General features: G+C 55.6%; 3 protein-coding genes, 1 tRNA gene and 2 rRNA genes (1 of these 6 running past the window's edge). 3 read left to right on the forward strand and 3 right to left on the reverse strand.

The annotated features are described in order from the left end of the window. The first annotated feature begins 8 nt into the window (after positions 1 to 8). From SADFL11_RS16825 to SADFL11_RS16835, 3 genes are read left to right on the forward strand one after another with little or no spacing between them, the layout of a single operon-like run. Positions 9 to 710 (forward strand): hypothetical protein, encoded by a 702-nt coding sequence (locus SADFL11_RS16825; protein ID WP_008192589.1) that lies wholly within the window; start codon positions 9 to 11, stop codon positions 708 to 710. Between the two features lie 4 nt (positions 711 to 714). After that, the gene (locus tag SADFL11_RS16830; protein WP_050776018.1) at positions 715 to 1,464 is read left to right on the forward strand and encodes a DUF2764 family protein; all 750 of its coding nucleotides are present in this window, start codon (positions 715 to 717) and stop codon (positions 1,462 to 1,464) included. After that, complete coding sequence (locus tag SADFL11_RS16835; RefSeq protein ID WP_008192526.1) at positions 1,461 to 3,296, forward strand: V-type ATP synthase subunit A; 1,836 nt, start codon at positions 1,461 to 1,463, stop codon at positions 3,294 to 3,296. The genes SADFL11_RS16830 and SADFL11_RS16835 overlap by 4 nt, the downstream gene beginning before the upstream one ends. A gap of 245 nt (positions 3,297 to 3,541) precedes the next feature. Here the strand turns inward: SADFL11_RS16835 and SADFL11_RS16840 are convergent. From SADFL11_RS16840 to SADFL11_RS16850, 3 genes are all read right to left on the reverse strand, one after another. Continuing rightward, a tRNA-Met gene (locus SADFL11_RS16840) sits at positions 3,542 to 3,618 on the reverse strand. Positions 3,619 to 3,713: 95 nt separating this feature from the next. Beyond that, positions 3,714 to 3,828, reverse strand: a 5S ribosomal RNA gene (gene rrf, locus SADFL11_RS16845). A gap of 194 nt (positions 3,829 to 4,022) precedes the next feature. Further along, positions 4,023 to 6,048, reverse strand: a 23S ribosomal RNA gene (locus SADFL11_RS16850); it runs 699 nt beyond the window's last position.

The raw sequence follows: 6,048 nt of genomic DNA on the forward strand, positions 1-6,048 counted from the left end.
AGGCAACCATGTCAGAAACCAAGACCGCCGGAGAGCTTGAAACTGCCGCAGGTGCTGGTGTTCAGGCGCTAATCGACCGGCTAAAAGCCGAAGGCGTTGAAGCCGGCCAATCCGAAGCCGAAGCCATATTGGCAGATGCCAAGGCAAAGGCAGAGGCCCTGGTCGCAGAAGCTGAAAAAAGGGCAGCTGCGCTTAAGGCAGCCGCCCGGGCAGAAGCTGCACAGGAGAAAGCTGCCACCGAAGATGGCCTGAAAGTAGCGGCGAGAGACCTTGTCCTCGATATGCGCAACGAACTCGGCGAACGCATCCAGCAGGAAGCCAAGCGATTGGTAGCCACTACGCTCGCCGATGAGGCCTTTTTACAGAAGTTGATCCTTGCGATGGCGGCCAATGCGAAAGAGAGCGCCTCCGTGAGTGATGCTGAGCCGATGGAGATCGTGCTGCCGGAAAAGATCATGACCTTTGAGGAGTTGAAACAATCTCCGGAAGCGGTCGAGCCTGGAACACTAACACATTTTGTCATTGCGCTTGCCGGGGATGTCTTACGGGAAGGTGTCACATTCTCCACGGCTCCCGGGTTTGACGGTATCAAGATCAAGCTGACCGGGCGGGACGTTTCCATTGATCTGACCGAAGAGGCCATCGCTACGCTCCTAAAGCGCCACCTTCAGCCGAGGCTCAGAGCCGTTATGGAAGGGGTGTTGCGTTAAATCCATGTCCAACCCCCACCAGTACATCGCGCTGATCACCGGCCTGCCGCATCTTGGCAAATTGTTCAGCCGCAAGGAGGTGCCGATATCCCAGTACCGGCTGCGCCAGCGCATGGCCATGCTGGAACCGGGGCATGCAGGCCTGCTGAAAGAAATGGTTGAAGTGACGGCCTGGGCCGGCGTTGCACACATTGAAGACGACTTTGAGGTCATCCAGCGGGCGCGCGAGGTAATCCGTGATCTGGCTGAATACCCGGATCTCCAGCACCTGGTGACCGGTCGCATGGAAACGCGGACCCTGATTGCAGCTCTTCGGCGGCGGCGGAACGGTCAAGATGCTGCAGGCGCGATAGAGGCTTGGGGATATGGCCGCTGGTGTTCGTTGATCAAGGCCAATTGGGCCGACCCGGCCTTCGGGCTTGGGCATTTCATGCCTTGGGTCGCAGACGCGCATCGATTGATCCGGGCAGAAGATCACATAGGCATGGAGCGGTTGGTGCTGACTGAGGTGTACCGCCAGCTGGACCATTATTCCATTGCTCACGAATTCGATTTTGAAGCTGTCGGAATTTACGTGTTGCGTTGGATTATTGTGGAGCGCTGGTCGCGCTACAACGCTGAGCAGGCTCGTGATCGTCTTAAAACACTCGTCGCAGAAGCTCTGAACCCATCGGGCACGGCAGCCGTGGTTCAGTCCGTTTCTGCCGAACTTTTTACCGAAACTTCTCCATCTCTTGAGGGAGTTCTCCCATGACCAGTCATGTTCAGCTTCCGGAGCCGACAGCTGAAATCATCGCCGTCCAGGACGACCTTGTGACACTGGCGCCCCTCGGGGAGGCCCCTCTGATCAAGAACGAGGTTGTCTATATCATCCCGCACGGTCCGGAACGGGAAGGAAAGCCCCGTGAATACCTGAAAGCCGAAGTGTTGCGGGTCCGCGGCAAATCAGCCGAAGCGCAGGTTTTTGAAAATACGGCCGGTGTCCGGGTCGGGGACAAGGTAATCCAAAGCGGCGAGATGTTGTCCGTCGCTCTGGGACCAGGCCTCTTGAGCACGGTCTTTGACGGCCTGCAGAACCCCTTGGCGGATATAGCGGCGGAACATGGATTTTTCCTGCCGCGCGGTGTTTTGACCAATGCGCTTGACCGAACCCGCAAATGGGCATTTGAACCCAAAGTTGCGTCGGGCACCCCGGTCAATGCGGGCGACACGCTCGGTCTTGTACCGGAAGGACGCTTCAATCACCGAATCATGGTGCCGTTTGGTCTCAAGGGAACCTGGACTGTTGAGCGGATCCGGGAAGGAACCTTCACCATTGAAGAGGTGGTGGTCACCTTGAAGGACGATCGCGGCCAAACCCGGGATTTGACCATGGTGCAACACTGGCCGGTGCGCCGGGCAATCCCGGATGCTTTGGTAAAAGCGGGTCAAAGTGAGCGCCTCTATCCAAGCGAGCCTCTGATTACGACCTTGCGTCTGATCGACACGTTCTTCCCGATTGCCCGCGGCGGCATGGGCTGTATTCCAGGGCCCTTCGGAGCTGGAAAAACGGTTTTGCAGTCACTGATTTCGAGGTTCTCTGCGGTCAACATTGTGATCGTGGTGGCTTGCGGCGAACGTGCGGGCGAGGTGGTGGAAACCATCACCGAATTTCCCGATCAGCCGGACCCGTCCGGCGACGGCACCTTGATGGATCGCACAGTCATCATCTGTAACACATCCTCCATGCCGGTCGCAGCCCGCGAAGCCTCAATATATACCGGCATCACGCTCGGCGAGTATTACCGCCAGATGGGCTATGACGTCCTCCTGATCGCGGACAGCACATCCCGCTGGGCTCAGGCCATGCGTGAAACTTCGGGGCGCCTGGAAGAAATTCCGGGCGAAGAAGCCTTCCCAGCCTATCTCGATTCGGCAATCAAGGGGATCTATGAGCGCGCAGGTGTCCTGAAGACCATCACCGGTGATACGGGCAGTTTGACCATGATCGGCACGGTCTCGCCAGCCGGTGGAAACTTTGAAGAGCCGGTGACACAATCGACGCTTGGAACTGTCAAAACCTTCCTTGGTCTTTCTTCGGAGCGGGCCTACAAGCGGTTTTACCCCGCCGTGGATCCTCTGTTGTCCTGGTCCCGCTATCACACCCAATTGCGAGATTGGTATCATGAAAACATCGGGCCCGATTGGGTGCCGCGCGTTGAAGAAATGATCGAACTCCTTGCCAAGGGGGATGAAATCACGCGCATGATGCAAGTGACCGGGGAAGAAGGTGTGTCGACCGAAGACTTTGTTCTGCAACAAAAGGCCCTCTTCCTGGACATGGTCTATCTACAGCAGGACGCGTTTGACGATGTGGATGTCTCCGCGCCGCTGGCGCGCCAGCAAGAGACCTTTGATCTCGTCTACAAGATCGCCCGGACACCTTTTGAGTTCGAGGACAAAGATTCGGCTCGCAAGTTTTTCACCGAACAAACATCCCTGTTCAAAAACCTGAACTACTCGGCAGACGGCAGCCAGGAACGTCAGCAGCTGCTCAAGCGGATTGAGACGGGCGTCCACGCGGCTCCGCAGCGCCTGACGGATTGATATCGCACGCCCAGAAGCTGCCGAACTGATCAGATCACTCATCGAGAAGATCGTTTTGACACCGGACGAACGTGAAGACCGTCTGGTTGTTGATCTTTACGGTGACCTGGCTGGGATCCTTGCGATCTCGACGGACCACCCGTCTCTTTCCAACGTGGACGAGACAGAGATCCTCAAACACAAAAAGCTCCTGGAGCCGGGTAAGGCTGCAAGAGCGTATGATTTTGATGATCAGCAAGTTAAGTTGGTTGCGGGAGCAGGATTTGAACCTGCGACCTTCAGGTTATGAGCCTGACGAGCTACCGGGCTGCTCCATCCCGCGTTAAGGTGGAGGCTATCGTTGAAGAGATGTGCTCAAGGTGCCCGAAGGGCGGTAGCACACTTTGAATGAAGAGCTTTCCAAATTGCGCTTTGCAGGCCTGGCAGCGACCTACTCTCCCACACCTTAAGATGCAGTACCATTAGCGCTGGGGAGTTTCACGGCCGAGTTCGGGATGGGATCGGGTGGGGGCTCCCCGCTAGAGCCACCAGGCCGGCGAAGGGCAATTTGGATGTAAAACTGGTCTGTTTTGTTTTTTTTAGATGATTTCAAACGTGCTCAAGTAGGCCGAAGGCCGGTAGCACACTAAAATGATCTTTTACAAGGCGCCAAGGGCGCTTTTAAAACTCGCGCTCAAGTAGGCCGAAGGCCGGTAGCGCAAGATAAGATGAACATTGACTAATGAGAGGATCAAGCCGAACGAGCTATTAGTAAAGCTAAGCTTCATGCATTGCTGCACTTCCACACGCTTCCTATCGACGTGGTGGTCTTCCACGGCTCTTCAGGGAGAACTGGTTTTGAGGTGGGTTTCCCGCTTAGATGCTTTCAGCGGTTATCCCGTCCGTACATAGCTACCCTGCAATGCGGCTGGCGCCACAACAGGTCCACCAGAGGTACGTCCATCCCGGTCCTCTCGTACTAGGGACAGATCCTCTCAATTCTCCTACACCCACGGCAGATAGGGACCGAACTGTCTCGCGACGTTCTGAACCCAACTCACGTACCACTTTAATTGGCGAACAGCCAAACCCTTGGGACCTGCTCCAGCCCCAGGATGTGATGAGTCGACATCGAGGTGCCAAACAATGCCGTCGATATGGACTCTTGGGCATCATCAGCCTGTTATCCCCGGCGTACCTTTTATCCGTTGAGCGATGGCCCTTCCACGAGGGACCACCGGATCACTATGGCCGACTTTCGTCTCTGCTCGACTTGTCAGTCTCGCAGTCAGGCAGGCTTATGCCATTGCACTCAACGAGCGATTTCCGACCGCTCTGAGCCCACCTTCGCGCGCCTCCGTTACCATTTGGGAGGCGACCGCCCCAGTCAAACTACCCGCCACACACGGTCCCGGACGTTGTTGCGCCGCGGTTAGATATCCATAAGGACAAGGGTGGTATTTCAAGGGTGACTCCACATCTGCTGGCGCAAATGCTTCAACGTCTACCACCTATCCTACACATGTCATTACGAATACCAGTGTGAAGCTGTAGTAAAGGTGCACGGGGTCTTTCCGTCTGACCGCAGGAACCCCGCATCTTCACGGGGAATTCAATTTCACTGAGTCTATGCTGGAGACAGCGGGGAAGTCGTTACGCCATTCGTGCAGGTCGGAACTTACCCGACAAGGAATTTCGCTACCTTAGGACCGTTATAGTTACGGCCGCCGTTTACTGGGGCTTCAATTCGGTGCTTGCACACCTCCTCTTAACCTTCCAGCACCGGGCAGGCGTCAGACCCTATACGTCGTCTTGCGACTTCGCAGAGCCCTGTGTTTTTGATAAACAGTCGCCACCCCCATTTCTGTGCCACCTATACCTGGTTGCCCAAGCACAGGTCTCCCTTCTCGCGAACTTACGGGAGCATTTTGCCGAGTTCCTTCAGCATAGTTCTCTCAAGCGCCTTGGTATTCTCTACCAGTCCACCTGTGTCGGTTTCGGGTACGGTTTATACGGTGGAGCTATTTCCTGGAACACCTTCGCTGCACCTGCAATCCAATAAGCAAGTACAACACACGGCATCCGTCACTACCACCAAGTACAGGAATATTAACCTGTTTCCCATCGACTACGCCTTTCGGCCTCGCCTTAGGGGCCGACTAACCCTGCTCCGATTAGCGTTGAGCAGGAACCCTTGGACTTTCGGCGAGGGAGTCTCTCACTCCCTTTATCGTTACTCATGTCAGCATTCGCACTTCTGATATCTCCAGGAGCCCTCACGGGTCCCCCTTCGCAGACTTACAGAACGCTCCGCTACCGCGCACACAAAGTGTGCACCCGCAGTTTCGGTGTATGGCTTGAGCCCCGGTACATTTTCGGCGCGGAACCCCTTATTTAGACCAGTGAGCTGTTACGCTTTCTTTAAATGATGGCTGCTTCTAAGCCAACATCCTGGTTGTTTTGGGAGTTCTACATCCTTTCCCACTTAGCCATAACTTAGGGACCTTAACTGGCGGTCAGGGTTGTTTCCCTCTCCACAATGGACGTTAGCACCCACTGTGTGTCTGCCGGATAGTACTTCTCGGTATTCGGAGTTTGGTTAGGATCAGTAAGGCGGTAAGCCCCCATAGCCCATCCAGTGCTCTACCCCCGAGAGTATTCATCCGACGCTCTACCTAAATAGATTTCGCGGAGAACCAGCTATTTCCGAGTTTGATTGGCCTTTCACCCCTAGCCACAGCTCATCCCCGACTTTTTCAACAGGCGTGGGTTC

Source organism: Roseibium alexandrii DFL-11 (assembly GCF_000158095.2).
In the GTDB taxonomy this organism is placed as follows: Bacteria; Pseudomonadota; Alphaproteobacteria; order Rhizobiales; family Stappiaceae; genus Roseibium; species Roseibium alexandrii.

What these genes read in the sequence shown, in the direction of transcription:
- SADFL11_RS16830 (WP_050776018.1), top strand. Translation starts at nt 715, where the DNA reads ATGTCCAACCCCCACCAGTACATCGCGCTGATCACCGGCCTGCCGCAT.
- SADFL11_RS16835 (WP_008192526.1), top strand. Translation starts at nt 1,461, where the DNA reads ATGACCAGTCATGTTCAGCTTCCGGAGCCGACAGCTGAAATCATCGCC.
- SADFL11_RS16825 (WP_008192589.1), top strand. Translation starts at nt 9, where the DNA reads ATGTCAGAAACCAAGACCGCCGGAGAGCTTGAAACTGCCGCAGGTGCT.